Origin of the sequence: Curtobacterium guangdongense (assembly GCF_049341845.1) — a bacterium.
GTDB lineage: Bacteria > Actinomycetota > Actinomycetes > Actinomycetales > Microbacteriaceae > Curtobacterium > Curtobacterium guangdongense.
In genome coordinates this window covers 288977-313874 of the sequence record NZ_JBMPIT010000005.1, presented here as the reverse complement: position 1 = coordinate 313874, position 24898 = coordinate 288977, and the positions used below count along the sequence as shown (strand labels likewise).

Below are 24898 nucleotides of genomic sequence, written 5' to 3'. Positions count from 1 at the left end.
GCAGCATGCAGTACTACGAGGACGTCGACGACGTCGCAGAGGGATTCGGGCCGAGCGCCGTCACGATCGGCAAGTTCGACGGCGTGCACGTCGGCCACCGTGCCGTGATCGCCCACCTCGAGCGGGCCGCTCGGCAGCACGGGCTGGTGTCCACCGTCGTGACGTTCGACCGGCACCCGCTGAGCATCATCGACCCCGCCAAGGTGCCGCCGGCGCTCACGAGCATCGCGCAACGCCGTGAGCTGCTCGACGACGTCGGGGTCGACGCCACGCTGCTGCTGCGGTTCGACGCGGAACTGCAGTCGTGGACACCGGAGACCTTCGTGTCCCGGATCCTCGTCGAGACCCTGCACGCCGAGCTCGTCTTCGTCGGGAGCGACTTCCGCTTCGGTGCGAAGGGGGCAGGCGACGTCGCACTCCTGCGGACCCTCGGCGCGCAGCACGGGTTCGCCGTCGAGCTCATCGACGACGTGGACCTGGTCGACGACGTCCGCCCCGACGGGGAACGTCGCGTCTCGTCCACGTGGATCCGCGAGCTCCTCGGCGAGGGCCGTGTCGCGGAAGCCGCCAGGCTCCTCGGCCGTGAGCACGCGGTCCGCAGCGTGGTGGTGCACGGCAACCAGCGGGGTCGCGCGATGGGGTACCCCACGGCGAACCTCGACCCGTCGTGCGAGGGGTTCGTCCCGGCAGACGGTGTGTACGCCGCCCGGGTGCTGCACGACGGCACGGTGTACCCGGCCGCGGTGTCGGTGGGGAACAACCCGACCTTCGAGGGCGTGCCGGCGAAGCAGATCGAGGCGCACCTGCTGGACGTCGACATCGACCTCTACGGGGACACCATCTCGGTGCTGTTCGTCTCCTACGTGCGCGGGATGGTGAAGTTCTCGTCGATGGACGAGCTCGCTGCCCAGATGCGACAGGACGACCGGGACATCAGGACCCTGCTCGGGCTGCCGGCGCCCGTCTGACCGACGAGTCCTGCTCCACGACGACGACGAAGGCCCCGGCGGATCCGCCGGGGCCTTCGTCGTGGGTGCAGCAGCGTCGGCCGCCGTGCTGGGTCAGCTGCCGAGCGCGTCGAGCCAGATCTTGCGGGCGTCGAGGGCTTCCTGGGCGTCCTTGATCTTGCGGGCGTCCCCGGAGGCCTTGGCCGACTCAAGTTCGGACTCGAGCTTGCCGATCGCGTCCTCGAGCTGGCTCGCGAGCCCGGTCGTCCGCGCCTTGCGCTCCGGGTTCGACTCGCGCCAGTGCGCGTCCTCGAGCCCGCGGACGTGGTCTTCCACCGCGCGGAGTCGGTCCTCGATGCGGCGGACGTCCCCGCGGGGGACCTTGCCGATCTCGTCCCACCGGCGCTGGATGTCCGTGAGCGTCTTGCGGGCAGCGACCCGGTCGTTCTGCTGGAGGAGCGGCTCGGCCTCGGTCAGGACGGCGAGCTTCGCTTCGAGGTTGGCGGAGTACTCCTCGTTCTCCGCGGCGCTCTCGGCATGGCGCTGCTCGAACAGCACGTCACCTGCGGCCTTGAACCGTGCCCAGAGCGCGTCGTCGTGGCGCTTGCCCGCACGTCCCGCACGCTTCCAGTCGTCGAGGAGCTGGCGGTAGGTGGGGATGGCGTCCGAGCCACGGGGCGCGAGCGCTTCGGCCTGCTGGACGAGCTCCTGCTTGCGGGTGCGGGCGTCCCGGTGCTGCGCGTCGAGTTCGGAGTAGAACGCGCGACGGTGCTGGTCCACCGTGGACCGTGCGGCACGGAACCGCTTCCACAGCTCGTTCGCTTCGTTCTTGGGGATCCGCGGACCGTCGTGCTGGTGCTGCTGCCACCGCGCGAACACGTCGTCGAGCTGCGCGGTGATCTGCTTCCACTGCGCGCGGGCCGGGTCGACCGCTGCGAGCGCTTCGGCTTCCTCGACGAGGGCGGTGCGGAACGCGAGTGCCTCGGCGAGGGCCTGCTGGGCCTGCTCCGCCTGTTCCTTGGTCAGCGACCCGAGCTGCTCGGACAGCGCTCCGACACGGTCTTCGAGGGCCTTGACGTCACCGACGACGCGGGCTTCGCCCACGAGCGCGGTCAGGTGCTCGACCGTCCTGGCGACGTCGTTCGCGGAGGCGCCGCGCTGCACACGCTGCTCCGCGATCTTCACCTGACCTTCGAGGTCGGCGTACTTGCGCGCGAAGTAGGCGAGTGCTTCTTCGGGGGTGGCGTCCGGGTACTCACCCACGACACGCTCGGTGTCCTGGTACCGGACGTACACGGTGCCGGCATCGTCGACCCGCCCCCAGGTCGTTGCTTCGTCAGATCCCACAGGTCTCGCCTCGATCGTGGTCGTGCATCACCGACGTCACCGTCGGTACGGTCAGGAAGCCACCCTATTGCACTGGCGAGCCCCGCGACCCGCCAGTGTGCTGGTCTGTGGACTACTGCTCCTGCTTGATCGTCGCGCCGGTGATCGTGGTCGTCACCTTCGGCTCCCCGGTGCCGTCCGAACCGGCGTCGGAGATGCCCTTCGACGTGATCTTCGACACCAGGTCCGACAGGCCGCTGGTGACCTTGCCGACCACCGTGTAGCCGCCGGTCGAGCCGTCGAGCGTGGTGTCGCCGTAGACGATGAAGAACTGCGTCGACTGGGAGTACGTGGACGAGCTGCGGGCGATCGCGATCGTGCCCTTGTCGTAGACGTCGTCGCTCGGCGTGTTCTCGATCGGTCCGTACTGGAAGCCCGCGTCGCCGGTGCCGTCGCCGTTCGCCGAACCGCACTGCAGGAACTCGAACCCGTCGCTGTCGGCGAGCCGGTGGCAGGTCGTGCCCTCGTAGAACTGCTTGCGGATCAGGTCGATCTCGACGCTCGCGGCCTGCGGCGCCTTCTTCCCGTCGAGTTCGATCCCGAGCTTCACGTCCTTGTTCAGCGTGAGGGACCCCGTCCACGTCGAGTCCTTCGCGATGGACTTGCTCGGGACGTCCCCGGTGTTCGCGGGGGTGGCACTGGCCGAGGGAGTCGGCGTGCCGGTCGCGCTGGCGCTGGCGCTGGCACTCGGCTCCGCGTCGGGCTGCGAGCCGGCGAAGGCGAGCTGGGACCCGGTCGCGAGTGCCGCGACGGCGACGAGCGCGCTCAGCCCGATGACGTTGTCCCGCACACGGCGGCGGCGTTGCCGGTCGTGGAGGCCCTGTCGAGCCTCGTAGAGACGGAGCCGCTCGCGCGCCTCACGGTTGTCACGCGCCTGGTTCTTCGGTGCCACGGTGCTGGTCTGCCCTCTCGTCGCAGTGTGCTTGCGAGCGTATCGGACCTGCTCCCATGAGTCGGCTGTCAGTGGTTCCACCTACGATTGCGGACATGGCATCGGATCGATCGGGCATGACCGCGCCCACGACCGGTGGGCGTGTCGGTCTGGCGCAGGGCTCCGTGCCGCTCGCCGTCCGGATGCGTCCGACCAGCCTCGACGAGGTCGCCGGTCAGCAGCACCTCCTCGGGCGCGGCTCGCCGCTCGTGCAGCTCGCGACCGGCACGCGTGAGAACCCCGGCGGGGTCTCCGTGATCCTCTGGGGCCCCCCGGGGACCGGCAAGACCACTCTGGCGCAGGCGATCGCACGCCAGTCCGGACGCGAGTTCGTCGAGCTCTCCGCGGTGACCGCCGGCGTCAAGGACGTGCGAGAGGTGATGGAGAAGGCCCTCACGCACCGTGACCTCTACGGCTCCACCACGGTGTTGTTCCTCGACGAGATCCACCGGTTCAGCAAGGCGCAGCAGGACGCGCTGCTCCCCGGCGTCGAGAACGGTTGGGTGATCCTCATCGCGGCCACCACCGAGAACCCGTCGTTCTCGGTCATCTCGCCGCTGCTGTCCCGGTCGCTCCTGCTCACCCTGAAGCCGCTGACCGACGCCGACCTCGGCATGCTCGTCGACCGTGCGGTGGAGGATCCCCGCGGCCTCGGCGGGTCCGTCGTCCTCGGCGACGAAGCACGCTCCGCCATCGTCCGGCTCGCCTCCGGCGACGCCCGTCGGGCGCTCACGGCGCTGGAAGCCGCTGCCGCCTCGGCCGGGGCGGCGCAGGACGACGACGACGACAGCGTGCCGGTGGTCGACGCCGACACCGTCGCAGCCGCCGTCGACCGTGCACTGCTCCGCTACGACCGGCAGGGCGACGAGCACTACGACGTCATCAGCGCGTTCATCAAGTCGGTGCGGGGGAGCGACGTCGACGCCGCGCTGCACTACCTGGCCCGGATGATCGAGGCAGGAGAGGACTCCCGGTTCATCGCCAGGCGCATCATCATCTCCGCGGCCGAGGACATCGGCATGGCCGACCCCCAGGCGCTCCCGATCGCCGTCGCCGCGGCACAGGCGGTGCAGCTGATCGGCATGCCGGAGGGACGGATCCCCCTGGCGGAAGCGGTCGTGTACCTGGCGACGGCCCCGAAGTCGAACGCCGCGTACAACGGCGTGAACGCGGCGATGGCGGACGTCAAGGCCGGCCGGATGGGCGTCGTGCCGAACCATCTCCGGGACGCCCACTACGCCGGTGCGAAGCGGCTCGGGCACGGCAAGGGCTACATCTACTCCCACGACGCCGAGCACGGTGTGGCGGAGCAGCAGTACCTCCCCGACGCGCTCGAGGGCACCGAGTACTACACGCCGACCACGAACGGCTACGAGCGAGAAGTCGGGCCGCGCCTGGACCGTCTCCGGAAGATCACGCGCGGTACTTCTGGGGACGCCTGAAGCCTGCTATCGTTGACGGGCCTAAGTCCTGGTCCCCGCGTGCGGCTGCGTCGGGGACAGAGTGCCACGCGGCGCAGAGCGTCGTTGTGACACGGGGGCAGAGGTTCGGACTGTAGCCGTCCGATCCCACAGGCTCATCCCTCTGGATCCCTTCACGGGGTTCGTCGGCACGTGCGCGTGCCGAGACCCGTGTTCAGTTCAGCAACAACAGAGAAAAGGACCCTGTGTCTACCAAGTCACGTACCCGCAGCAAGACCCGCCTGTCTCGCGCGCTCGGCATCCCGCTGACGCCGAAGGCGGCCCGGTACCTCGAGAAGCGCCCCTACGGCCCCGGTGAGCACGGCCGCACGCGTCGTCGTGCCGACAGCGACTACGCCGTCCGCCTCCGTGAGAAGCAGCGTCTGCGCGCCCAGTACGGCATCCGCGAGAAGCAGCTCCGCATCGTCTTCGAAGAGGCCCGCAAGACCAACGGCCTGACCGGTGAGAACCTGGTCGAGCTGCTCGAGCAGCGCCTCGACGCCCTCGTGCTGCGTGCCGGCTTCGCCCGCACCACCGCGCAGGCCCGTCAGCTGATCGTGCACCGCCATATCCTCGTCGACGGCAAGCTCGTCGACCGCCCCTCCTTCCGCGTCAAGGAGGGCCAGCTGATCCACGTCAAGCAGCGCTCCGAGTCGCTCGAGCCCTTCCAGGTCGCCGCTGCCGGTGGCCACCAGGAAGTCCTCCCGAAGGTCCCGGGCTACCTCGAGGTCGAGATCGACAAGCTCCAGGCCCGCCTCGTGCGTCGCCCGAAGCGTGCCGAGGTCCCCGTGACCTGCGAGGTCCAGCTGGTCGTCGAGTACTACGCGGCTCGCTGATCCACTGCACCGCCTGAACGGCGGGTCGTCCACATCGGACGGCCCGCCGTTCTGCGTTCCAGGAGCGACGACTAAGCTGGTCGGACGCGCGCCACGGCGCGTGCGGAAGGGATGCACCGTGAAGCAACTGTTCTTCGTCGCCGTCGGCGTCGTCATCGGGTTCCTCATCGCCCACAAGGTCAGCAGGACCTCGTCGGGCGCGAAGTTCTTCGCCGAGGTCGATGCCCGCACGAAGGCCTTCACCGGTGCCGTGGCCGACGGGTACCGCTCCCGTGAAGCCGAGCTCCGCACCGACGACTGACCGTCGCACCGACACGCGGCGACACCGTCGCACCGAACAGCCCCGCACCGCACAACACCAGCGCCCGTACCCGTTCCACGTCATCAGGAAGCACCATGCAGACCGCAGAGATCCGCCGCCGTTGGCTCCAGTACTTCGGTGACCGCGGCCACACCGTCGTCCCGTCCGCCTCGCTCGTCTCGGACGACCCGTCGCTGCTGTTCACGGTGGCCGGCATGGTCCCGTTCATCCCGTACCTGACCGGACTCATCCCCGCGCCGTACCCCCGCGCGACGAGCGTGCAGAAGTGCATCCGCACCAACGACATCGAAGAAGTCGGCAAGACCCCGCGGCACGGCACGTTCTTCCAGATGAACGGCAACTTCTCCTTCGGCGACTACTTCAAGGAGCAGGCGATCCAGTACGCCTGGGAGTTCCTCACCTCGCCGGAGCCCGACGGTGGGCTCGGTTTCTCGCCGGACGACCTGTGGGTCACGGTGTACGAGGACGACGACGAGGCGATCGCGTTCTGGAAGCAGCACTCGTCCCTGCCCGACGAACGCATCCAGCGACTCGGCAAGGACACCAACTACTGGTCGACCGGCCAGCCCGGTCCCGCCGGCCCCTGCTCGGAGATCTTCTTCGACCGCGGCCCGGAGTACGGCATCGACGGTGGTCCGGCGACGGACGACGACCGGTACGTCGAGATCTGGAACCTCGTCTTCATGCAGTACCAGATCGCCGACGTGCGGTCGAAGTACGACTTCGAGATCACCGGCGAGCTGCCGAACAAGAACATCGACACCGGCATGGGGCTCGAGCGCGTGGCCTTCATCAAGCAGGGCGTCGACAACATGTACGAGATCGACCAGGTGCGCCCGGTCCTCGACAAGGCGGCGGAGGTCTCCGGTCGTCGTTACGGCGCGGTGCACGAGGACGACGTCCGCATGCGCGTCATCGCGGACCACGTGCGGTCCTCGCTGATGCTCATCGCCGACGGTGTCTCGCCGTCGAACGAGGGACGCGGCTACATCCTCCGCCGTCTGCTGCGCCGGACCGTCCGGGCGATGCGCCTGCTCGGTGTCGAGGGTGCGACGTTCCCCGAGCTGTTCCCCGCGTCGCGTGACGCCATGCGTGACGCCTACCCCGAGGTCGCGTCCGACTACGACCGCATCTCGCGCATCGCCTACGCGGAGGAAGAGACCTTCCTCCGCACCCTGGCGCAGGGGACGACGATCCTCGACGTCGCGGTGGACCGCGCGAAGCAGGACAACCAGCCGTCGATCGGCGGGGACACCGCGTTCCTCCTGCACGACACGTTCGGCTTCCCGATCGACCTGACGATGGAGATGGCCGAGGAAGCGGGCGTCCACGTCGACCGCTCCGCCTTCGACACCCTGATGTCGGAACAGCGCGCGCGTGCCAAGGCGGACGCCAAGAGCAAGAAGACCGCGCTGGCGGACCTCAGCGTCTACAGCGCGTTCCGTGCCTCCGGCGAGACCACCTTCCTCGGGTACGACGCCCTCGAAGCCGAGTCCCGCGTGCTCGGCCTCATCGTGGACGGCCAGAGCGTCGACCGTGCGGTGGCCGGTGACATCGCCGAGGTCGTCCTCAGCGAGACCACGCTGTACGCGGAGTCCGGCGGGCAGGACGCCGACCAGGGGTCGATCGTCGGCAACGGCTTCGACCTCGAGGTCCTCGACGTGCAGCGACCGGTCTCCGGGCTGTGGAGCCACAAGGTGCAGGTCCGCTCCGGTGAGGTCGGCGTCGGCGACGCGGCCACCACCGTGGTCGACGCCGAGTACCGCAGGGGCGCGACCCAGGCCCACTCGGCGACCCACCTCGTGAACGCGGCGCTCCGCGACATCCTCGGGCCGGAAGCACTGCAGGCCGGTTCGTACAACAAGTCCGGGTACATGCGCCTGGACTTCTCGTGGAGCCAGCCCGTCTCGCTCGAGACCCGTTCCGAGATCGAAGAGGTCGTGAACACCGCGATCCGCTCCGACCTCGAGGTCTCGACCAGGATCATGCCGCTCGACCAGGCGAAGGAACTCGGCGCGCAGGCGCTGTTCGGCGAGAAGTACGGCGCCGAGGTCCGCATGGTCGACATCGGTGGCCCGTGGTCGCGTGAGCTCTGCGGTGGGACGCACGTCGCGTCCAGCTCGCAGGTCGGTCTCGTGAACCTGGTCGGCGAATCCAGCGTCGGTTCCACCAACCGTCGTGTCGAGGCCCTCGTCGGGCTCGAGGGCTTCCGCGACCTCGCGGTCGAGCGCACGATCGTGTCCCAGCTCTCGAGTGCGCTGAAGGCCCCGCGGGCGGACCTCCCGACCCGTGTCCAGTCCCTGATGGAGGACCTCCGTGTCGCGCAGAAGCGCATCGCGGAGTTCGAGTCGGCCGGGCTCCAGCAGCGTGTGCCGGCGATCGCCCGCCAGGCGACGACGATCGGCGCGACCACCGTGGTCGCCGAGTCGGTCGAGAACCTCGGTTCCGCGGACGACCTGCGATCGCTCGCCACCGGCGTCCGCGCCCAGCTCGGCGACGGCGCCGCGGTGGTCGTGCTCGGCGCCGTGGTCAACGACAAGCCGGCCGTCATCGTCGCGACGAACGACGCCGCCCGTGCCGCGGGGATCCAGGCCGGACCGCTCGCCAAGGAAGCCGCCGGTGTCCTCGGCGGCGGCGGTGGTGGGAAGCCCGACCTCGCACAGGGCGGTGGCACGAACGCTGCGGCACTGCCCGAAGCGCTCCGTGCGGTGACCACGCGGCTGTCGGCCTGACCATGACGATCCGATCCGGACGCCGGCTCGGCGTCGACGTCGGCCGCGCCCGGATCGGTGTGGCCGTCTGCGACCGTGACGGACTCCTCGCGACGCCGGTGGAGACCGTCGCGCGCGACGACGACACGGACGTGCGTCGGATCCTGACGATCGCCGACGAGTACGATGTGCTCGAGATCGTCGTCGGACTGCCGCTGTCGATGTCCGGAGCGGACACGCCGTCCACGACGGACGCGCGGGAGTTCGCGGCCCGGATCGCCGAGCACCGACCCGTCCGTCTGGTCGACGAGCGACTGTCCACGGTGACCGCCCAGCGGGGGATGCGGCAGGCGGGACGCAACGCCAAGAAGTCGCGGTCCGTGATCGACCAAGCGGCCGCTGTTATCATTCTGCAACATGCGCTCGACCACGAGCGTGCGTCCGGCGCCCCACCCGGGGCCACGCTCCCCGAGTAGGGCTGCCCTCCCGTCGTCACCGAAGCGACGGAGCCCCCGCGGAGTCTTCCCGACCGAGAGATCGAGGACCGTTGGCAGACGACCTGGACTGGAACGCGATCATCGCGCCCGGCAACGACGCCGAGCGGCGGGCGAAGCCCGCCGACGGCGAACCCGATGGACGCGACGACGTCCGCTCCGCCGACGGTGCCGCAGGGCGCCCGCTGTCCCGACGGGAGGCTCGTGCCCGGGAAGCGACGTCGGCTCGCGCGGCCGCTGGGTCGCCCCCCGACGAGTCGGAGCGGCCGGTCTCACCGGCCGACGCTCCGGTGGCACGATCCGTCGACGAGCTCCACCCGGAGGTGCACGACCTGCTCACCGAGGGCGGGGCAGCGCCTGCACCGGGCGCCGGCGACGGCGCCGGCAGCACCGGCGACGGCGGTGGATCCGCGGGAGGCGGCGGTCGTGGGCGTCGAGGCGGACGCGGACGAGCCTCCAGGCCGCCCCGTGAGCCGCACCGTCGCTCTCGCGGCGGACTGATCGCCGGCATCGTCATCGTCGCCGTCGTGCTGGCGGCCGGCGTCGGCGCCTACACGTTCGCTGCGCCGAAGGTGCAGCAGGTCATCGGAGCGCTCACCGGCGCGAAGGAGACCGACGACTACACCGGGAACGGGACCTCGAAGGTCACCATCACCATCAAGCAGGGCGACATCGGCGAGGACGTCGCGAAGACCCTGCAGCGGAGCGGCGTCGTGAAGACGTCGACCGCGTTCTACAAGCTCCTGCTGGCGTCGAGCGACGTCCAGTTCCAGCCGGGCTCCTACGCGCTGAAGAAGCACATGAGCTCGAAGGCCGCGCTCGCGGCGCTGCAGGACAAGGACAACAAGGTCAGCGCCTCCATCGTGATCCCGGAGGGCACCGCACTCAAGGACATCGAGGCCGGCATGGTCTCGAAGGCCGGACTGAGCGAAGCCGAGGTGTCGTCGGCAGCGAAGGACGTCTCGGCGTACGGACTCCCGAGCGGCGTGACCACCCTCGAGGGCTGGCTGTTCCCGGCGACCTACCCGATCAACCCGGGCTGGACCGCGAAGCAGTACTTCCAGTCCATGGTCGACACGATGAAGCAGCACCTGAAGGACGCCGGCGTGGCCGAGGCGGACCAGGAGCACGTCATCGTGTTCGCGTCGCTCGTGCAGAAGGAAGCCGGTCTGGCTGCCGACTACCCGAAGGTCGCGCGCGTGTTCCAGAACCGCCTCGACCAGGGGATGAAGCTGCAGTCGGACGCGACCGTCGCGTACGGCACGGGGAACACCCATCGGGTGACGACGACCGACGCCGAGCGGAACGACGCCTCGAACCCGTACAACACGTACCAGCACGAGGGACTGCCGCCCGCGCCGATCTCGAACCCCGGCGACATCGCCATCAAGGCGGTCACACAAGAGGCCACCGGCAACTGGTTGTACTTCGTCACGGTGAACCTCGAGACCGGTGAGACGGTCTTCTCGGACACCTACGCCGAGCACCAGCAGGCGGTGAAGCAGTTCCAGGCGTGGCTCCGCGCGAACCCCTCGTACCAGTAACGACTCGGGCTCCGTCGCTGTGGGAGGATGGACACCATGCTTCGTTGGTTGACCGCTGGTGAGTCCCACGGACCCGAACTGATCGCGATGCTCGAGGGCCTGCCCGCCGGCGTCCCGGTGTCGTTCGAGTCCATCCGTACCGACCTCGCGCGGCGCAAGCTCGGCTACGGCCGCGGCTCGCGCATGAAGTTCGAACAGGACGAACTGCACGTGTCCGGCGGTGTCCGGCACGGGTACTCCCTCGGCAGCCCGATCGCGATCCGTATCGGCAACACCGAGTGGCCGAAGTGGGTCGAGGTGATGAACCCGGAGCCGGTCGAGCAGACCGAGCTCTCGCGTGGTCGCAGCGCCCCGTTGACCCGCCCGCGTCCGGGGCACGCCGATCTCGTCGGCATGCAGAAGTACGGGTTCGACGAGTCCCGCCCGATCCTCGAACGTGCCTCTGCTCGCGAGACCGCGGCGCGCGTCGCCCTCGGCGCCGTCGCGAAGTCCTTCCTCGCCGAACTCGGCATCCGGTCGGTCGCGCACACGCTGCAGGTCGGGACCGTCCGCGTCCCCGACGGCACCGCCCTGCCGCAGCCCGACGACGTCGACCGGCTCGACGAGGACCAGCTGCGCTGCTTCGACGCCGACACCTCCGCCCGCATGGTCACCGAGGTCGAGGCGGCGAAGAAGGACGGGGACACCCTGGGCGGTGTCGTCGAGGTGCTGTTCTACGGCGTCCCGCCGGGGCTCGGCTCGCACGTGCAGTGGGACCGCCGTCTCGACGCGCGCCTCGCAGCCGCGATCATGGGCATCCAGGCGATCAAGGGCGTCGAGATCGGCGACGGATTCCAGACGGCTGCACGCCGCGGTTCCGAAGCGCACGACGAGCTGTTCCGCGAGGACGGCGAGATCATCCGCACGAGCGACCGCGCCGGTGGGACCGAGGGCGGCATGTCCACCGGGACCGTGCTGCGCGTCCGCGCCGGGATGAAGCCGATCGCCACTGTCCCGCACGCGCTGCACACCATCGACGTCGCCACGGGTGAGGACGCGTCCGCGCACCACCAGCGCTCGGACGTCTGCGCCGTGCCGGCCGCCGGTGTGGTCGCCGAGGCCATGGTCGCGCTCGTGCTCGCCGACGCCGTGCTCGAGAAGTTCGGTGGCGACAACGTCGTGGAGACCAAGCGCAACCTCGAGTCGTACCTCGCGTCGATCCCGGAGACCCTGCGTTCCCGCCGCACGGAGCCGGCTGAGCCCTCCAGCACCTGGTGAGCGCCGGGCACGCCGCTGCTCCCGTCGTCATCATCGGACCGATGGGCGCCGGCAAGTCGAGCGTGGGCAAGCGGGTCGCGAAGCAGCTCGGTGTCCCCTTCACCGACACCGACCGGGTGATCGTCCGTGAGCACGGACCGATCCCCGGCATCTTCGCGGACCGTGGCGAACCGGCGTTCCGGGCGCTCGAGGCCGATGCGGTCGCCGCGGCGATGGCGTCGGGCGGGGTGATCGCCGTCGGCGGGGGAGCCGTGACCCACGCGGCCACCCGTGACGCGATGGTCGGGGCGCGCGTCGTCCTGCTCACCGTGTCGCCGGAGGCCGTCGCCGAGCGGATCAACGGCTCGGACCGGCCGTTGCTGGCGTCCGGCGGGATCGACGCCTGGCAGACCATCATGGACGAGCGCGCCGCGACCTACGCGGAGCTGGCGCACATCGTCGTCGACACCTCCCGCCGCCCGATGTCGCACGTCGTCGACGACGTCGTCGCGTGGGTGCGGGGGACAACAGGAGGAACACCGTGACCGAGTCGACCCTGCCAGAGGGCACCACCGAGATCCGCGTCGGCGGCGACGACGGGTACGTCGTGGCGGTCGGCAACGGCCTGCTCGGTTCCGTGCCGGCGCTCCTCGGACCGCGGGTCACCAAGGTGCTCATCGTGCACGCCCCGACCCTCGGTGCACGCGCGGAGGAGCTCCGCGTGCAGCTCGTCGACGCGGGCCTCGAGGCACTCATCGCCGAGGTCCCGGACGCGGAGGCCGCCAAGCGTGTCGAGGTCGCGGCGTTCTGCTGGCAGATCATGGGGCAGTCGGACTTCACCAGGACCGACGCCGTGATCGGGCTCGGTGGGGGAGCCGTCACCGACCTCGCGGGGTTCGTCGCCGCGACGTGGCTCCGCGGCGTGCCGTACATCGCGATCCCGACGAGCGTGCTCGGCATGGTGGACGCAAGCGTCGGCGGCAAGACCGGCATCAACACCAACGAGGGCAAGAACCTCGTCGGCGCGTTCTCCCCGCCGAAGGCGGTCGTCGCGGACATCGACCTCGTGCTGACGCTGCCGCGCAACGACGTGCTCACGGGGTTCGCGGAGATCGTGAAGGCCGGGTTCATCGCCGTTCCGGAGATCCTCGACATCGTGGAAGCCGACGTCGATCGCGCGACCGACCCCACGACGCCGGAGTTCCGCCGCGTGGTCGAGCTCGCGATCGAGCTCAAGGCGCAGGTGGTGTCGGACGACTTCACCGAGCAGGGCCGCCGCGAGATCCTCAACTACGGGCACACGCTCGGACACGCGATCGAGCATGCCGAGCGGTACCAGTGGCGTCACGGTGCGGCCGTCTCGGTGGGGATGGTGTTCGCCGCGGAGCTCGCCCGGTTGACCGGACACCTCGACGACGCGACCGTGGATCGGCACCGTGCCATCCTCGACTCGTTGTCGCTCCCCACGACCTACCCGCTCGGCCGGTGGGAGGGGCTCCTCGCCACGATGCGCCGCGACAAGAAGGCCCGTGCAGGGATGCTGCGGTTCATCATCCTCGACGGTGTCGGCAAGCCCGTCACCCTCGAGGGGCCGGAGGACCACCTGCTCTTCACCGCCTACCAGGAGGTCGGCGTCTAGCCCGCGCTCATCGAAGGACGTGGAGCGTCCGACGCCACCACCACTTCACGCGCATCGACACCGTGATGATGTTGGTGCGGTGGAACTCGGCCCATTCCTCGGGCGTGGCGCCGTTGGCGAACGCCCGGCGTTCGAACGGGTCGGTCGGGACGTCGAGCGGCTTCCGTTTCAGCATGGTGGCACTCCTTCGCTGGGCAATCCGTCGGAACGGCGGCGCATCTGTGCCAGCAGCCTGGCGGCGAGTTCGCGGTCGTCCTCGGGAGCCCACCGTAGGTCGCGCATGTTCGCGAGCACACTTTCCGAAATGTCGTGTTCCGTATCGCTCGCGGTCTGGACGGTCCAGATGATCCGTGCCCACGCGTGCGTTCGATCGCTCGAACGTCGCGCTTGACCGGCGGCGATCCAGGCCATGACCGCTGCGAAGACGGCGGCAGCGGCTGCGATGGCAGCGGCGATCAGTGCGGTGTCCATGGGACGAGCGTGAGGTCGTGGACCGAGCCACGAGGCGGCGGCCAGCCGATCTGTGGAACGCGCGCCGAGCCTCCCGGCTGTGGAGGAGCCGTCTGCTGAAGCCCAGCCCGGGGGAGCATGCTGGCCGAGTGCCCAACCCACCCCGCCTGAGCGACCTCGGCGCCGGGCCGGCGGCGGAGCCCGGAACACTCCGCACCCGCGCGCGCCGGTTCGCCGAACTCCTGTCCATCGCCCGCCGACACGGTCTGGTGCCGTTCCGTCGGCTCGACTTCTCCCGCGACCCCGAGACGTCCGACAAGCGCCGGAGCCAGGCGGAGCACCTCCGCCGCGCGCTCGAGGAAGCCGGTGGCGGGTTCGTGAAGATGGGGCAGCTGCTGTCGACCAGGGACGACCTGTTGCCCGACGAGTGGACCGAGGGCCTCGCGCACCTGCAGCGCAACGTGACGCCGGCGGACCCCGCTGCCGTCGCCGCCTTGCTCGCCAGCGATCTGCACGCGCCCGTCGACGAGGTCTTCCAGTCCTTCGACACGACACCCGTCGCGGCCGCGTCGATCGCACAGGTCCACCGTGCCCGACTGCACGACGGCACGGCGGTCGCCGTGAAGGTGCAGCGGCCCGGCATCGACGACGCCGTCCGGCGCGATGTCGACATCGCGCTCCGGGTCGTGCGGTTCATGGCCCGCACCTCGACCGAGGCTCGGCAGATCGGCGTGCAGGACGTGGCGGCGCAGTACGCGGCCGACCTCATCCGGCAGGTCGACTTCACGTCGGAGCTCCGCAACCTCGAAGCACTCCGCGCGGCACAGGCGCGGAGTGCCCGTCCGGACGAGGTGCGCTTCCCCGACCCGTACCCGGAGCTGTCCGGCCGACGGGTGCTCGTGATGGAGTTCCTCGAGGGCGACACGCTGAGCGCGATCCGGGCCACCCGGTCCGGCCGCGACCTGGACGAGCCGATGCGGGCGATCCTGCGCGTGTTCCTGCGGCAGGTGGTCTTCGACGGCATCTACCACGCCGACATGCACCCGGGGAACGTGCTCCTGCTCCCCGACGGTCGGCCGGCACTGATCGACTTCGGGTCCGTCGGCCGACTCGACCCGGGGCTCCGCGACGTCGTGCAGGAGCTGCTCGCGTCCTACCTGCAGGACGACACCTCCCGGATCGCGGACGCGGTGCTGCGCATGGCCCCGGTGCGCCGAGCGCAGGACGAGCCGGACTTCCGGCGGGACATCGCCCGGTTCGTGGCCGAGGAACTCGGGCCTGGTGCGCGCATCGGCGTCGAGACCGTCGACCACGCGGTCGAGGTGTTCGGGCAGTACCGGCTGAAGGCCCCGCCGGACTTCGTGGCCGCGGCCAGGGCACTCGCGATCTTCGAGGGGACCCTCCGCACCCTCGTGCCGAGCTTCGATCTGCTCGAGGAATCGCGGAACCTCGCCCGCGAGCAGATCCGCGATCAACTGCGTCCGGGCAAGCTGCGGGACGTCGCGGTGCGTGAGCTCTTCGGGCTCGTGTCGACCGCCCGACGCCTGCCACGCCGTGTCGACCGGATCGGCGAGGCGATCGAGACGGGGAAGCTGACCGTCAACATCCGACTGTTCGCGGACCAGCGGGACCGACGGACGCTGTCCGGCCTGATCCGTCGGGTGCTCCTCGTGCTGCTCGGCGCAGGAGCGGGCGTCCTCGCCATCGTCTACCTGGCGTCGCCCGCGCGACCGACGGCTGCGTTGAGCACCGCGGCGGCCGGTGGGCTGCTCGGCGGTGCGGCGGTGGTGCTGCTGGTCTGGGCGGCGATCGACGCGTGGCGGGCACGACGGCGGGAGTGACGCCGTCGGCTACACTCGTCCGGGGCGCGCGCCCGACACGGGCGCCAGCCGTCCGACTCCGGGCGCCAGCCGCCCGAACACTTCACTCATCAATACGAACGGGACATCGAAGACTCATGGCCAGTACCACTGACATCAAGAACGGCGCCGTTCTCATCATCGACGGGCAGCTCTGGTCGGTCGTCGAGTTCCAGCACGTCAAGCCCGGCAAGGGTGGTGCGTTCGTGCGCACCAAGCTGAAGAACGTCGTCTCCGGCAAGGTCGTCGACCGCACGTTCAACGCGGGCGCGAAGATCGAGACCGCGACGGTCGACCGTCGTGACTACCAGTTCCTCTACGAGGACGGCGACTCGTACGTGTTCATGGACACCGACACCTACGACCAGATCCCGGTCCCCGCGACGGTCGTCGGCGACGCGAAGAACTTCCTGCTCGAGTCCGCGATGGTCACCATCGCGATGAACGAGGGCAACCCGCTCTACATCGAGCTCCCGACCTCGATCGTCACCGAGATCGAGACCGAGCCCGGCCTGCAGGGCGACCGCTCGTCCGGCGGCACCAAGCCCGCGACGATCAAGGCCACGGGCTACCAGATCCAGGTCCCGCTGTACCTGGAGACCGACACCAAGGTGAAGATCGACACGCGCGACGGCAACTACCTCGGCCGCGTCAACGAATGAGCGCTCGTTCCAAGGCCCGCAAGCGCGCCCTCGACATGTTGTACGTGGCGGAGGTCCGCGATCTCCCGATCGCGGACGTCCTCGCCACGGAGACCGTCCGCCACCTCGACCAGCCCGAGCGTGCGTCCAGCTGGGACTACGCCCGGCAGGTCGTCACCGGCGTCGAGGAAGCGCGCGCTGAGATCGACGCCGTGATCGTCGACCACGCGCAGGGCTGGTCGATCGCCCGGATGCCGGTCCTCGACCGGTGCATCCTGCGCATGGGTGTCTGGGAGATCCGGTTCAACGCCGACGTGCCCGACGGTGTCGCCATCGCCGAGGCGGTCGAGCTCGCGCAGTCGCTCTCGACGGAGGAGTCCGCCGGGTTCGTCAACGGCGTCCTCGGCGCGGTCGCCGGGGGCCGTGCACCGTCCGGCCGGACGGTCGCAGGGGACCAGGAGTCCCGGTAGGGTTGACCACGTCAGCATCCTTTAAATGCCGTCCTGAGAGGCGGGGAAGGAGGTCGGCGTGGGTACCAGAACGGTCCTGCAGCACCCCGACATCACGCGTGCTCTGACACGCATCGCCCACGAGATCCTCGAGGCCAACCACGGCGGCTCGGATCTCGTGCTCCTGGGCATCCCGACGCGCGGAGCCGTGCTCGCCGATCGTCTCGCGACGATCCTCGCCGGCATCGAGCCCGACTGGGCCGATCAGCGCGACCAGCGCGTCGGCACGCTCGACGTCACGATGCACCGTGACGACCTCGGCCACGGCATCGGCCGTGCGCCGCACCGCACGATGATCCCGACGAGCGGCATCGACGGCAAGGTCGTCGTGCTCGTGGACGACGTGCTCTACTCGGGCCGCACCGTCCGCGCGGCGCTCGACGCGCTGCAGGGGATCGGCCGGCCCCGCGCCGTCCGGCTCGCCGTGCTCGTGGACCGGGGGCACCGCGAGCTCCCGATCCGTGCCGACCACGTCGGCAAGAACCTGCCGACGGCGTCCGACGAGCGCGTGACGCTCCGGCTGACGGAGACGGACGGCACCGACCAGGTCGTCATCGAGCAGAGCGAGAAGCCGGGCGAGACGTCGGATGTCGCCTCGTGAAGCACCTCCTCTCCACCGCCGACCTCTCCCGCACCGAGGCGATCCACATCCTGGACGTCGCCGAGGAGATGGCCGAGGTCGGCACGCGCGAGGTCAAGCGGCTGCCTGCGCTCCGCGGCAAGACCGTCGTGAACCTCTTCTTCGAGGACTCCACGCGCACCCGCATCTCGTTCGAGGCCGCGGCGAAGCGCCTGTCCGCCGACGTCATCAACTTCGCCGCGAAGGGCTCCAGCGTCTCGAAGGGCGAGTCCCTGAAGGACACCGTCCAGACCCTCGGGGCGATGGGCATCGACGGCATCGTCATGCGCCACGGCGCGTCCGGCGCCCCGCGGGTGCTCGCCGACGCGGACTGGATCGACGTCCCGGTGGTGAACGCCGGTGACGGGACGCACGAGCACCCGACCCAGGCCCTGCTCGACGCCTTCACGATGCGCCGCCGCCTGCACGGCACTGCCTCACGCGGCCAGGGCCTCGACGGCGTGCGCGTGCTCATCGTCGGCGACGTGCTGCACAGTCGCGTCGCACGGTCCAACGCGTGGCTGCTCCGCACGCTCGGTGCCAGTGTCACGTTCGCCGCGCCGCCGACGCTGCTGCCCGCCACCACGACCCCGTTCGGCGCTGCCGTGCACCACGACCTCGACGTGGCCCTCGCGGAGGACCCCGACGTCGTGATGACGCTGCGCATCCAGCAGGAGCGGATGAACGACGCGTTCTTCCCGAACCCGCGCGAGTACACCCGGCACTGGGGGCTCACCGCGGCCCGCTTCCAGCGGCTGTCCGAGCGCACGCTCGTGATGCACCCCGGCCCGATGAACCGCGGACTCGAGATCGCCGGCGTGGCAGCGGACGACCCTCGCTCGACCGTCGTCGAGCAGGTCGCCAACGGCGTGAGCGTCCGCATGGCGGTGCTGTACCTGGCACTGATCGGAAACGAAGCGAAGGAGACCATCGCATGACCGCCCACCTCATCCGCGGCGCGCAGCTGGTCGACGGCACCCGTGCCGACATCCGACTGGAGGCCGGACGCATCACCGCGGTCGGGTCCGGTCTCGACGCGGCCGGTGCCACGGCCGTGGACGCGGACGGCCTGATCGCCATGCCCGGTCTCGTGGACCTGCACACGCACCTCCGCGAGCCCGGCTTCGAGGAGTCCGAGACGGTCCTGTCCGGCTCGCGTGCCGCGGCCGCCGGCGGCTTCACCGCCGTCAACGCGATGGCGAACTCGAGCCCGGTGGCCGACACGGCAGGCGTCGTCGAGCAGGTCCAGGCCCTCGGCGACGACGCCGGGTACGTCACGGTCCGCCCGATCGGTGCCGTCTCGCAGGGGCTGCAGGGCACGCACCTGTCCGAGATCGGTGCGATGGCGACGTCCAGGGCGAAGGTCCGGGTGTTCTCGGACGACGGCTCGTGTGTCGCCGACCCGCTGCTGATGCGGCGCGCGCTCGAGTACATCAAGGGCTTTGGTGGCGTGCTGGCGCAGCACGCGCAGGAACCCCGGCTGACGATCGGCGCGCAGATGAACGAGGGCCGGCTGTCGTCGGAGCTCGGGCTCGCCGGCTGGCCGTCGGTGGCCGAAGAGGCGATCATCGCCCGCGACGTCCTGCTCGCCGACCACGTCGGAGCGCGGCTGCACGTGTGCCACGTCTCGACCGCCGGCAGCGTGGAGGTCATCCGCTGGGCGAAGTCCCGCGGGATCGACGTCACCGCCGAGGTCACGCCGCACCACCTGGTGCTCACGGAGGACCTCATCGCCGGGGTCGACGGCGCACCCGGGTACGACGCCAAGTACAAGGTGAACCCGCCGCTCCGTTCCCGCGAGGACGTGGACGCCCTGCGCGCCGCACTGGCCGACGGGACGATCGACATCGTCGCGACGGACCACGCGCCGCACACGGCGGAAGCCAAGTGCTGCGAGTGGCCGGCCGCCGCGAACGGCATGGTCGGCCTCGAGTCCGCGCTGAGCGTCGTGCACGCCGCGGTGGTCGAGGACGGCCGACTGGACTGGGCGGACGTCGCCCGCGTGCTGTCCAGCGCTCCTGCCCGGATCGGGCAGGTCGCCGGGCACGGCCACGCGATCGCGGCCGGTGCCCCCGCGGAGATCACACTGTACGACCCGAGCGCGGTCCGCGAGTTCGCGGTGACCGACCTCGCCGGACAGTCGCAGAACTCGCCGTACCTCGGCATGCGGCTCCCGGGTCGGGTCGTCGCGACCTTCCACCAGGGGTACCCCACGCTCCTCGACGGCGCCCTCGTCGACACCGAGACGGTCGCCGCCGCGGCGGCGGCGACGACCAGGACGGCGGCGACCGCATGAGCGGTGACGCCGCACGCTGGCTGCTGGGCGGGGTGATCCTCCTCGCCGTGGCCGCGCTGTTCGTCGCCATGGCACGCACCTGGCGGACGCGGGCCCGCGGGCAGGCGGAATCCGTGCCTCCCGTCAGTGTGCCGGCCGACCCCGGGCCGGAAGCCGGGTCGTGGGACGGGTTCACCGTCGCGACGACCCGGGCCGACACCCCGCTCGAACGCATCACCGCCGGCGGACTCGGCTTCCGCGGCCGCGGCGGCGTGACCGTCCACCGGGACGGCGTGGTGCTGCACCTCGCCGGAGCCGACGACCGCTGGGTCGCCCGGGACGCCGTCCGCGGCGCGGACCGTGCCACCTGGGCCATCGACCGCGTGGTCGAACCCGGGGGACTGGTCCGTCTGCGATGGACGGCGACCGGCGCCGCAGGTGCGACGGACCTCGACACCTACTTCCGGTTCCCGGAGGGCGACGCAGCAGCACTGCACGCGCTCCAGGAGCTGGCGACGAAGCACAACCACCCGCACCACGCGGGCGAAGGGACGAACTGATGACACGCGAACGGGCCGTGCTGGTCCTCGAGGACGGCACCCGGTACGACGGATGGGCCTACGGCGCCCGCGGGCGCACACTCGGCGAGGTGGTCTTCGCGACCGGGATGACCGGCTACCAGGAGACCCTGACCGACCCCTCGTACGCCGGGCAGATCGTGGTGCAGACCGCGCCGCACATCGGCAACACCGGCGTCAACGACGAGGACCCCGAGTCCCGCCGCATCTGGGTGGCCGGGTACGTCGTCCGCGACCCCAGCCGCGTCGTGTCGAACCACCGGGCGAACGCCTCGCTCGACGACCACCTCGAGCGGGACGGCATCGTCGGCATCTCCGGCATCGACACCCGTGCGCTCACCCGGCGCATCCGGGACGCCGGCGCGATGAAGGGCGGCGTGTTCAGCGGCGCAGACGCCGCGCTGGCACCCGAGGAGCAGGCGCGGCTCGTGCGCGAGCAGGCCGACATGGCCGGCGCGAGCTTCTCCGCGACGGTGTCCACCCCCGAGACCTACGTCGTCCCCGCGGTCGGCGAGCAGATCGGCACGCTGGCCGTGCTCGACCTCGGTGTCAAGGCGTCGACCACCCGCTACCTCGCCGAGCGCGGCTTCGAGGTCCACGTCCTGCCCCAGGACGTCACGATCGAGGAGCTCCGAGCGCTCGCCCCCGACGCCCTGTTCTACTCGAACGGCCCCGGCGACCCCGCTGCGTCCGACGCCCAGGTGACGCTCCTGCAGGAGAGCCTGCACGACGGCCGTCCGTTCTTCGGGATCTGCTTCGGCAACCAGCTGCTCGGCCGCGCCCTCGGGTTCGGCACGTACAAGCTGCCGTTCGGTCACCGCGGGATCAACCAGCCGGTGCTCGACACCACCACGGGCAAGGTCGAGATCACGAGCCAGAACCACGGCTTCGCGGTCGACGCCCCCGTCGGCGAGGTCCTCGAGTCGCCCGCCGGTTTCGGCCGCGTCGAGGTCTCGCACTACTCCTTGAACGACAACGTGGTCGAGGGCCTCCGCGCGCTCGACATCCCCGCGTTCAGCGTGCAGTACCACCCGGAGGCCGCCGCGGGACCGCACGACAGCATGTACCTCTTCGACCGCTTCCGGGACATGGTCGTGGCGCGCGCGGAAGGCCGTCCGCTGGACGCCGCCACCGCCGACGCCACGACTCCCGCAGCAGACACCACCAAGGAAGCGAACTGATGCCCAAGCGCTCCGACATCAACTCCGTCCTCGTCATCGGTTCCGGCCCGATCGTCATCGGCCAGGCCGCCGAGTTCGACTACTCCGGCACCCAGGCATGCCGTGTCCTCCGTGCAGAGGGCATCCGCGTCATCCTCGTGAACCCGAACCCGGCCACGATCATGACCGACCCGGACTTCGCCGACGCGACGTACATCGAGCCGATCACGAACGCCTCGCTCGAGGAGATCATCCGCATCGAGCAGCCGGACGCCGTCCTGCCGACGCTCGGCGGCCAGACCGCCCTGAACGCGGCGATCGCCCTCGACGAGGCCGGCATCCTGGAGAAGCACGGCGTCGAGCTCATCGGCGCCAAGGTCGACGCGATCCAGCGCGGCGAGGACCGCTGGCTCTTCAAGGAGCTCGTGCTCGAGTCGGGTGCCGACGTGGCGCGCAGCCACATCGCGCACACGCTGGAGGAGGCGAAGGCGTTCGCGGCCGACCTCGGCTACCCGCTCGTCGTCCGTCCGTCCTTCACGATGGGCGGTCTCGGCTCCGGCTTCGCGTACAACGAGGAGGAGCTCGTCCGCTTCGTCGGCGACGGCCTGCAGTCCAGCCCGACGACCGAGGTCCTGCTCGAGGAGTCGATCCTCGGCTGGAAGGAGTACGAGCTCGAGCTCATGCGGGACAACTACGACAACACCGTCGTGGTCTGCTCCATCGAGAACGTCGACCCGGTCGGCGTGCACACCGGCGACTCGATCACGGTCGCCCCGGCGCTCACGCTCACCGACCGCGAGTACCAGAACCTCCGCGACATCGGCATCGACATCATCCGTCGCGTCGGCGTCGACACCGGCGGCTGCAACATCCAGTTCGCGATCGACCCGTCGAACGGTCGCGTCATCGTGATCGAGATGAACCCGCGCGTGTCCCGCTCGAGCGCCCTCGCGTCGAAGGCGACGGGCTTCCCGATCGCCAAGATCGCCGCGAAGCTCGCCATCGGGTACCGCCTCGACGAGATCCAGAACGACATCACGCGCGTCACCCCGGCGAGCTTCGAGCCGACGCTCGACTACGTCGTGGTGAAGACCCCGCGGTTCGCGTTCGAGAAGTTCCCGGCCGCCGACGCCACGCTGACCACGACGATGAAGAGCGTCGGCGAGGCGATGGCCATCGGCCGGAACTACGCCACCGCCCTGCAGAAGTCGCTCCGCTCGCTGGAGAAGCGCGGCTCGAGCTTCCACTGGGACACCCCGGCCACCGAGCTCGACAAGGACGCACTGCTGGCGAAGTCGGCGATCCCGACCGACGGCCGCATCGTCACGGTGCAGCAGGCCCTGGTCGCCGGCGCCACCGCGGAAGAGGTCTTCGACGCCACGAAGATCGACCCGTGGTTCATCGACCAGATCGTGCTCATCAACGAGGTCGCCGCCGAGGTCGCCGCGGCAGCGGAGCTCGACGCCGACACGATCCGGTGGGCGAAGGAGCACGGCTTCAGCGACATCCAGATCGCGGCGCTGCGCGGCGTCACCGAGCAGGACGTCCGCAACACCCGTCACGCGCTGGGCATCCGTCCGGTGTTCAAGACGGTGGACACCTGCGCCGGCGAGTTCCCGGCACTCACGCCGTACCACTACTCGTCCTACGACACCGAGACCGAGGTCGCCCCGAGCGACCGCAAGAAGGTCGTCATCCTCGGCTCCGGCCCGAACCGCATCGGCCAGGGCGTCGAGTTCGACTACTCGTGCGTGCACGCGTCCTTCGCGCTCTCGGACGCCGGGTTCGAGACGATCATGATCAACTGCAACCCGGAGACGGTCTCCACGGACTACGACACCTCCGACCGCCTGTACTTCGAGCCGCTGACCACCGAGGACGTCCTCGAGGTCATCGAGGCCGAGGCCGCGTCCGGGGAGCTCGTCGGCGTCGTCGTGCAGCTCGGCGGCCAGACGGCACTGGGGCTCGCGAAGCCGCTCGAGGCTGCCGGCATCCCGATCCTCGGCACCAGCCCGACGGCGATCGACTCCGCCGAGGAGCGCGGTCAGTTCTCCGCGATCCTCGACGAGGCCGGGCTGCTCACCCCGCGCAACGGCACCGCGCACGACCTCGCCAGCGCGACCGCGGTGGCCGAGGAGATCGGGTACCCGGTGCTCGTCCGCCCGTCGTTCGTCCTCGGCGGCCGCGGCATGGAGATCGTCTACGACTCCACCGCGATGGCCGACTACTTCGACCGGATGGCCGACCAGGCGATCATCGGCCCTGATCTGCCGCTCCTGGTGGACCGGTTCCTCGACGACGCCGTGGAGATCGACGTCGACGCGCTCTTCGACGGTGAGCGGCTCTACATCGGCGGCATCATGGAGCACATCGAGGAAGCCGGGATCCACTCCGGCGACTCGTCGTGCACGCTCCCGCCGGTCGGGCTCGGCCGCGGCGAGATCCAGGCCGTCGTCGACGCGACCGAGAAGATCGCGCGCGGCATCGGTGTCCGGGGGCTGCTCAACGTGCAGTTCGCGATCGGCGCCGGCGTGCTCTACGTGCTCGAGGCGAACCCGCGTGCCAGCCGCACCGTCCCGTTCGTCTCCAAGGCGCTCGGCATCGCGCTGGCGAAGGCCGCCGCCCGCATCATGACCGGGACCACCGTCGACGGACTCGTCGCCGAGGGGCTCCTGCCGGAGCGGGACGGCGCGTTCGTCCCCGCCCAGGCCCCGGTCGCGGTCAAGGAGGCCGTGCTGCCCTTCCGCCGGTTCCGCACGGCAGAGGGCCAGGTCGTCGACTCGGTCCTCAGCCCGGAGATGCGCTCCACGGGTGAGGTCATGGGGATCGACCGCGACTTCCCGCGGGCGTTCCTCAAGTCGCAGGAAGCCGCGTACGGCGGGCTGCCGACGTCCGGCACGGTCTTCGTGAGCGTCGCCGACACCGACAAGCGCGCGATCGTGCTGCCGGTGCACCGCCTGCAGCAGCTCGGCTTCACGATCACCGCGACCGAGGGCACCGCCGAGGTCCTGCGCCGCAACGGCATCCAGGTGTCGGTCGTCGGCAAGTTCAGCCAGGGCGGCGACAGCGTCGTCGAGATGCTCGCCCGCGACGAGGTCGACATCGTGATCAACACGCCGTCGGGCGCGTCGGGTCGCGCGGACGGCTACGAGATCCGCGCGGCAACCGTCGCGGCGGACAAGCCGCTGTTCACGACGATCGCGCAGCTCGGTGCGGCAGTCGCGGCGATCGAGACGATCGGCACGCAGCACAGCGTCCGCAGCCTGCAGGACTACGCGCTCGAGCGGGCTGGCTGGTGACG

At 70.3% G+C, this 24898-nt stretch carries 23 protein-coding genes; 19 read left to right on the top strand and 4 right to left on the bottom strand.

The features are described 5' to 3' along the window. Positions 1-5: 5 nt before the first annotated feature. Positions 6-968, top strand: a complete 963-nt coding sequence (locus tag ACO0E1_RS10015) for a bifunctional riboflavin kinase/FAD synthetase (protein ID WP_422874044.1) — start codon at positions 6-8, stop codon at positions 966-968. A gap of 93 nt (positions 969-1061) precedes the next feature. Here ACO0E1_RS10015 and ACO0E1_RS10010 read toward each other — a convergent pair whose 3' ends face one another. Then, entirely contained in the window at positions 1062-2294 is a 1233-nt protein-coding gene (locus tag ACO0E1_RS10010; protein ID WP_422874043.1) for a DUF349 domain-containing protein, read from the bottom strand. Positions 2295-2406: 112 nt separating this feature from the next. Next, a complete protein-coding gene (locus tag ACO0E1_RS10005) occupies positions 2407-3225 on the bottom strand; it encodes a peptidylprolyl isomerase (RefSeq protein ID WP_422874042.1) in 819 nt (272 codons plus the stop codon). Positions 3226-3341: 116 nt separating this feature from the next. On the opposite strand from ACO0E1_RS10005, the gene ACO0E1_RS10000 reads away from it, so the two are divergent. The 9 genes from ACO0E1_RS10000 (at position 3342) to aroB (ending at position 13506) form a co-directional block, all read left to right on the top strand. Next, positions 3342-4706: a replication-associated recombination protein A gene (locus tag ACO0E1_RS10000; RefSeq protein WP_422874091.1), complete on the top strand. Its 1365-nt coding sequence runs from the start codon at positions 3342-3344 to the stop codon at positions 4704-4706. Between the two features lie 224 nt (positions 4707-4930). Beyond that, positions 4931-5560, top strand: coding sequence for a 30S ribosomal protein S4 (gene rpsD / locus ACO0E1_RS09995; RefSeq protein WP_281264714.1), 630 nt, complete (start codon positions 4931-4933; stop codon positions 5558-5560). 118 nt (positions 5561-5678) lie between these two features. Continuing rightward, entirely contained in the window at positions 5679-5861 is a 183-nt protein-coding gene (locus ACO0E1_RS09990; RefSeq protein WP_422874041.1) for a hypothetical protein, read from the top strand. A gap of 95 nt (positions 5862-5956) precedes the next feature. Then, on the top strand, positions 5957-8614 hold the full coding sequence (gene alaS / locus ACO0E1_RS09985; RefSeq protein WP_422874040.1) for an alanine--tRNA ligase: 2658 nt from the start codon (positions 5957-5959) through the stop codon (positions 8612-8614). Between the two features lie 2 nt (positions 8615-8616). Further along, positions 8617-9069 (top strand): Holliday junction resolvase RuvX, encoded by a 453-nt coding sequence (ruvX, locus tag ACO0E1_RS09980; RefSeq protein ID WP_422874039.1) that lies wholly within the window; start codon positions 8617-8619, stop codon positions 9067-9069. 71 nt (positions 9070-9140) lie between these two features. After that, the gene (gene mltG / locus ACO0E1_RS09975) at positions 9141-10631 is read left to right on the top strand and encodes an endolytic transglycosylase MltG (protein WP_422874038.1); all 1491 of its coding nucleotides are present in this window, start codon (positions 9141-9143) and stop codon (positions 10629-10631) included. A 36-nt stretch (positions 10632-10667) separates the two neighbouring features. Beyond that, on the top strand, positions 10668-11888 hold the full coding sequence (aroC, locus tag ACO0E1_RS09970; protein WP_281264709.1) for a chorismate synthase: 1221 nt from the start codon (positions 10668-10670) through the stop codon (positions 11886-11888). Next, positions 11885-12412, top strand: coding sequence for a shikimate kinase (locus ACO0E1_RS09965; RefSeq protein ID WP_422874037.1), 528 nt, complete (start codon positions 11885-11887; stop codon positions 12410-12412). The genes aroC and ACO0E1_RS09965 overlap by 4 nt, the downstream gene beginning before the upstream one ends. Positions 12413-12423: 11 nt before the next feature. Then, a complete protein-coding gene (gene aroB, locus ACO0E1_RS09960) occupies positions 12424-13506 on the top strand; it encodes a 3-dehydroquinate synthase (RefSeq protein ID WP_422874090.1) in 1083 nt (360 codons plus the stop codon). A 7-nt stretch (positions 13507-13513) separates the two neighbouring features. Here the strand turns inward: aroB and ACO0E1_RS09955 are convergent, their stop codons facing one another. Then, positions 13514-13681, bottom strand: coding sequence for a hypothetical protein (locus ACO0E1_RS09955; RefSeq protein WP_422874036.1), 168 nt, complete (start codon positions 13679-13681; stop codon positions 13514-13516). After that, positions 13675-13977 (bottom strand): hypothetical protein, encoded by a 303-nt coding sequence (locus ACO0E1_RS09950; RefSeq protein WP_422874035.1) that lies wholly within the window; start codon positions 13975-13977, stop codon positions 13675-13677. Before ACO0E1_RS09950 ends, ACO0E1_RS09955 begins: the two co-directional genes overlap by 7 nt. Positions 13978-14105: 128 nt before the next feature. On the opposite strand from ACO0E1_RS09950, the gene ACO0E1_RS09945 reads away from it, so the two are divergent. The 9 genes from ACO0E1_RS09945 to carB all read left to right on the top strand — a co-directional run bounded on the left by ACO0E1_RS09945 (position 14106) and on the right by carB (position 24896). Beyond that, positions 14106-15797 carry an ABC1 kinase family protein gene (locus ACO0E1_RS09945; protein ID WP_422874034.1) on the top strand — a complete coding sequence of 564 codons (1692 nt, stop codon included), beginning with the start codon at positions 14106-14108 and terminating at the stop codon, positions 15795-15797. A 116-nt stretch (positions 15798-15913) separates the two neighbouring features. Continuing rightward, a complete protein-coding gene (gene efp, locus ACO0E1_RS09940; protein ID WP_144758338.1) occupies positions 15914-16477 on the top strand; it encodes an elongation factor P in 564 nt (187 codons plus the stop codon). Beyond that, a complete protein-coding gene (nusB, locus tag ACO0E1_RS09935) occupies positions 16474-16926 on the top strand; it encodes a transcription antitermination factor NusB (protein ID WP_281264705.1) in 453 nt (150 codons plus the stop codon). The genes efp and nusB overlap by 4 nt, the downstream gene beginning before the upstream one ends. Before the next feature lie 58 nt (positions 16927-16984). Next, the gene (gene pyrR, locus ACO0E1_RS09930) at positions 16985-17566 is read left to right on the top strand and encodes a bifunctional pyr operon transcriptional regulator/uracil phosphoribosyltransferase PyrR (protein WP_422874033.1); all 582 of its coding nucleotides are present in this window, start codon (positions 16985-16987) and stop codon (positions 17564-17566) included. After that, positions 17563-18522, top strand: a complete 960-nt coding sequence (locus ACO0E1_RS09925; protein WP_422874032.1) for an aspartate carbamoyltransferase catalytic subunit — start codon at positions 17563-17565, stop codon at positions 18520-18522. The genes pyrR and ACO0E1_RS09925 overlap by 4 nt, the downstream gene beginning before the upstream one ends. After that, on the top strand, positions 18519-19880 hold the full coding sequence (locus tag ACO0E1_RS09920; RefSeq protein ID WP_422874031.1) for a dihydroorotase: 1362 nt from the start codon (positions 18519-18521) through the stop codon (positions 19878-19880). The genes ACO0E1_RS09925 and ACO0E1_RS09920 overlap by 4 nt, the downstream gene beginning before the upstream one ends. Continuing rightward, positions 19877-20419 carry a PH-like domain-containing protein gene (locus tag ACO0E1_RS09915; protein ID WP_422874030.1) on the top strand — a complete coding sequence of 181 codons (543 nt, stop codon included), beginning with the start codon at positions 19877-19879 and terminating at the stop codon, positions 20417-20419. The genes ACO0E1_RS09920 and ACO0E1_RS09915 overlap by 4 nt, the downstream gene beginning before the upstream one ends. Continuing rightward, positions 20419-21618 carry a glutamine-hydrolyzing carbamoyl-phosphate synthase small subunit gene (carA, locus tag ACO0E1_RS09910; protein ID WP_422874029.1) on the top strand — a complete coding sequence of 400 codons (1200 nt, stop codon included), beginning with the start codon at positions 20419-20421 and terminating at the stop codon, positions 21616-21618. The genes ACO0E1_RS09915 and carA overlap by 1 nt, the downstream gene beginning before the upstream one ends. Continuing rightward, complete coding sequence (gene carB, locus ACO0E1_RS09905; protein ID WP_422874028.1) at positions 21618-24896, top strand: carbamoyl-phosphate synthase large subunit; 3279 nt, start codon at positions 21618-21620, stop codon at positions 24894-24896. Before carA ends, carB begins: the two co-directional genes overlap by 1 nt. Positions 24897-24898: the final 2 nt, after the last annotated feature.

Excerpts from the sequence above, each read along its gene's own strand:
- ACO0E1_RS10015 (WP_422874044.1), top strand. The coding sequence starts at position 6 with ATGCAGTACTACGAGGACGTCGACGACGTCGCAGAGGGATTCGGGCCG.
- ACO0E1_RS10000 (WP_422874091.1), top strand. The coding sequence starts at position 3,342 with ATGACCGCGCCCACGACCGGTGGGCGTGTCGGTCTGGCGCAGGGCTCC.
- alaS (WP_422874040.1), top strand. The coding sequence starts at position 5,957 with ATGCAGACCGCAGAGATCCGCCGCCGTTGGCTCCAGTACTTCGGTGAC.
- ruvX (WP_422874039.1), top strand. The coding sequence starts at position 8,617 with ATGACGATCCGATCCGGACGCCGGCTCGGCGTCGACGTCGGCCGCGCC.
- aroC (WP_281264709.1), top strand. The coding sequence starts at position 10,668 with ATGCTTCGTTGGTTGACCGCTGGTGAGTCCCACGGACCCGAACTGATC.
- ACO0E1_RS09955 (WP_422874036.1), bottom strand. The coding sequence starts at position 13,681 with ATGCTGAAACGGAAGCCGCTCGACGTCCCGACCGACCCGTTCGAACGC.
- ACO0E1_RS09950 (WP_422874035.1), bottom strand. The coding sequence starts at position 13,977 with ATGGACACCGCACTGATCGCCGCTGCCATCGCAGCCGCTGCCGCCGTC.
- efp (WP_144758338.1), top strand. The coding sequence starts at position 15,914 with ATGGCCAGTACCACTGACATCAAGAACGGCGCCGTTCTCATCATCGAC.
- nusB (WP_281264705.1), top strand. The coding sequence starts at position 16,474 with ATGAGCGCTCGTTCCAAGGCCCGCAAGCGCGCCCTCGACATGTTGTAC.
- ACO0E1_RS09920 (WP_422874031.1), top strand. The coding sequence starts at position 18,519 with ATGACCGCCCACCTCATCCGCGGCGCGCAGCTGGTCGACGGCACCCGT.
- ACO0E1_RS09915 (WP_422874030.1), top strand. The coding sequence starts at position 19,877 with ATGAGCGGTGACGCCGCACGCTGGCTGCTGGGCGGGGTGATCCTCCTC.
- carA (WP_422874029.1), top strand. The coding sequence starts at position 20,419 with ATGACACGCGAACGGGCCGTGCTGGTCCTCGAGGACGGCACCCGGTAC.
- carB (WP_422874028.1), top strand. The coding sequence starts at position 21,618 with ATGCCCAAGCGCTCCGACATCAACTCCGTCCTCGTCATCGGTTCCGGC.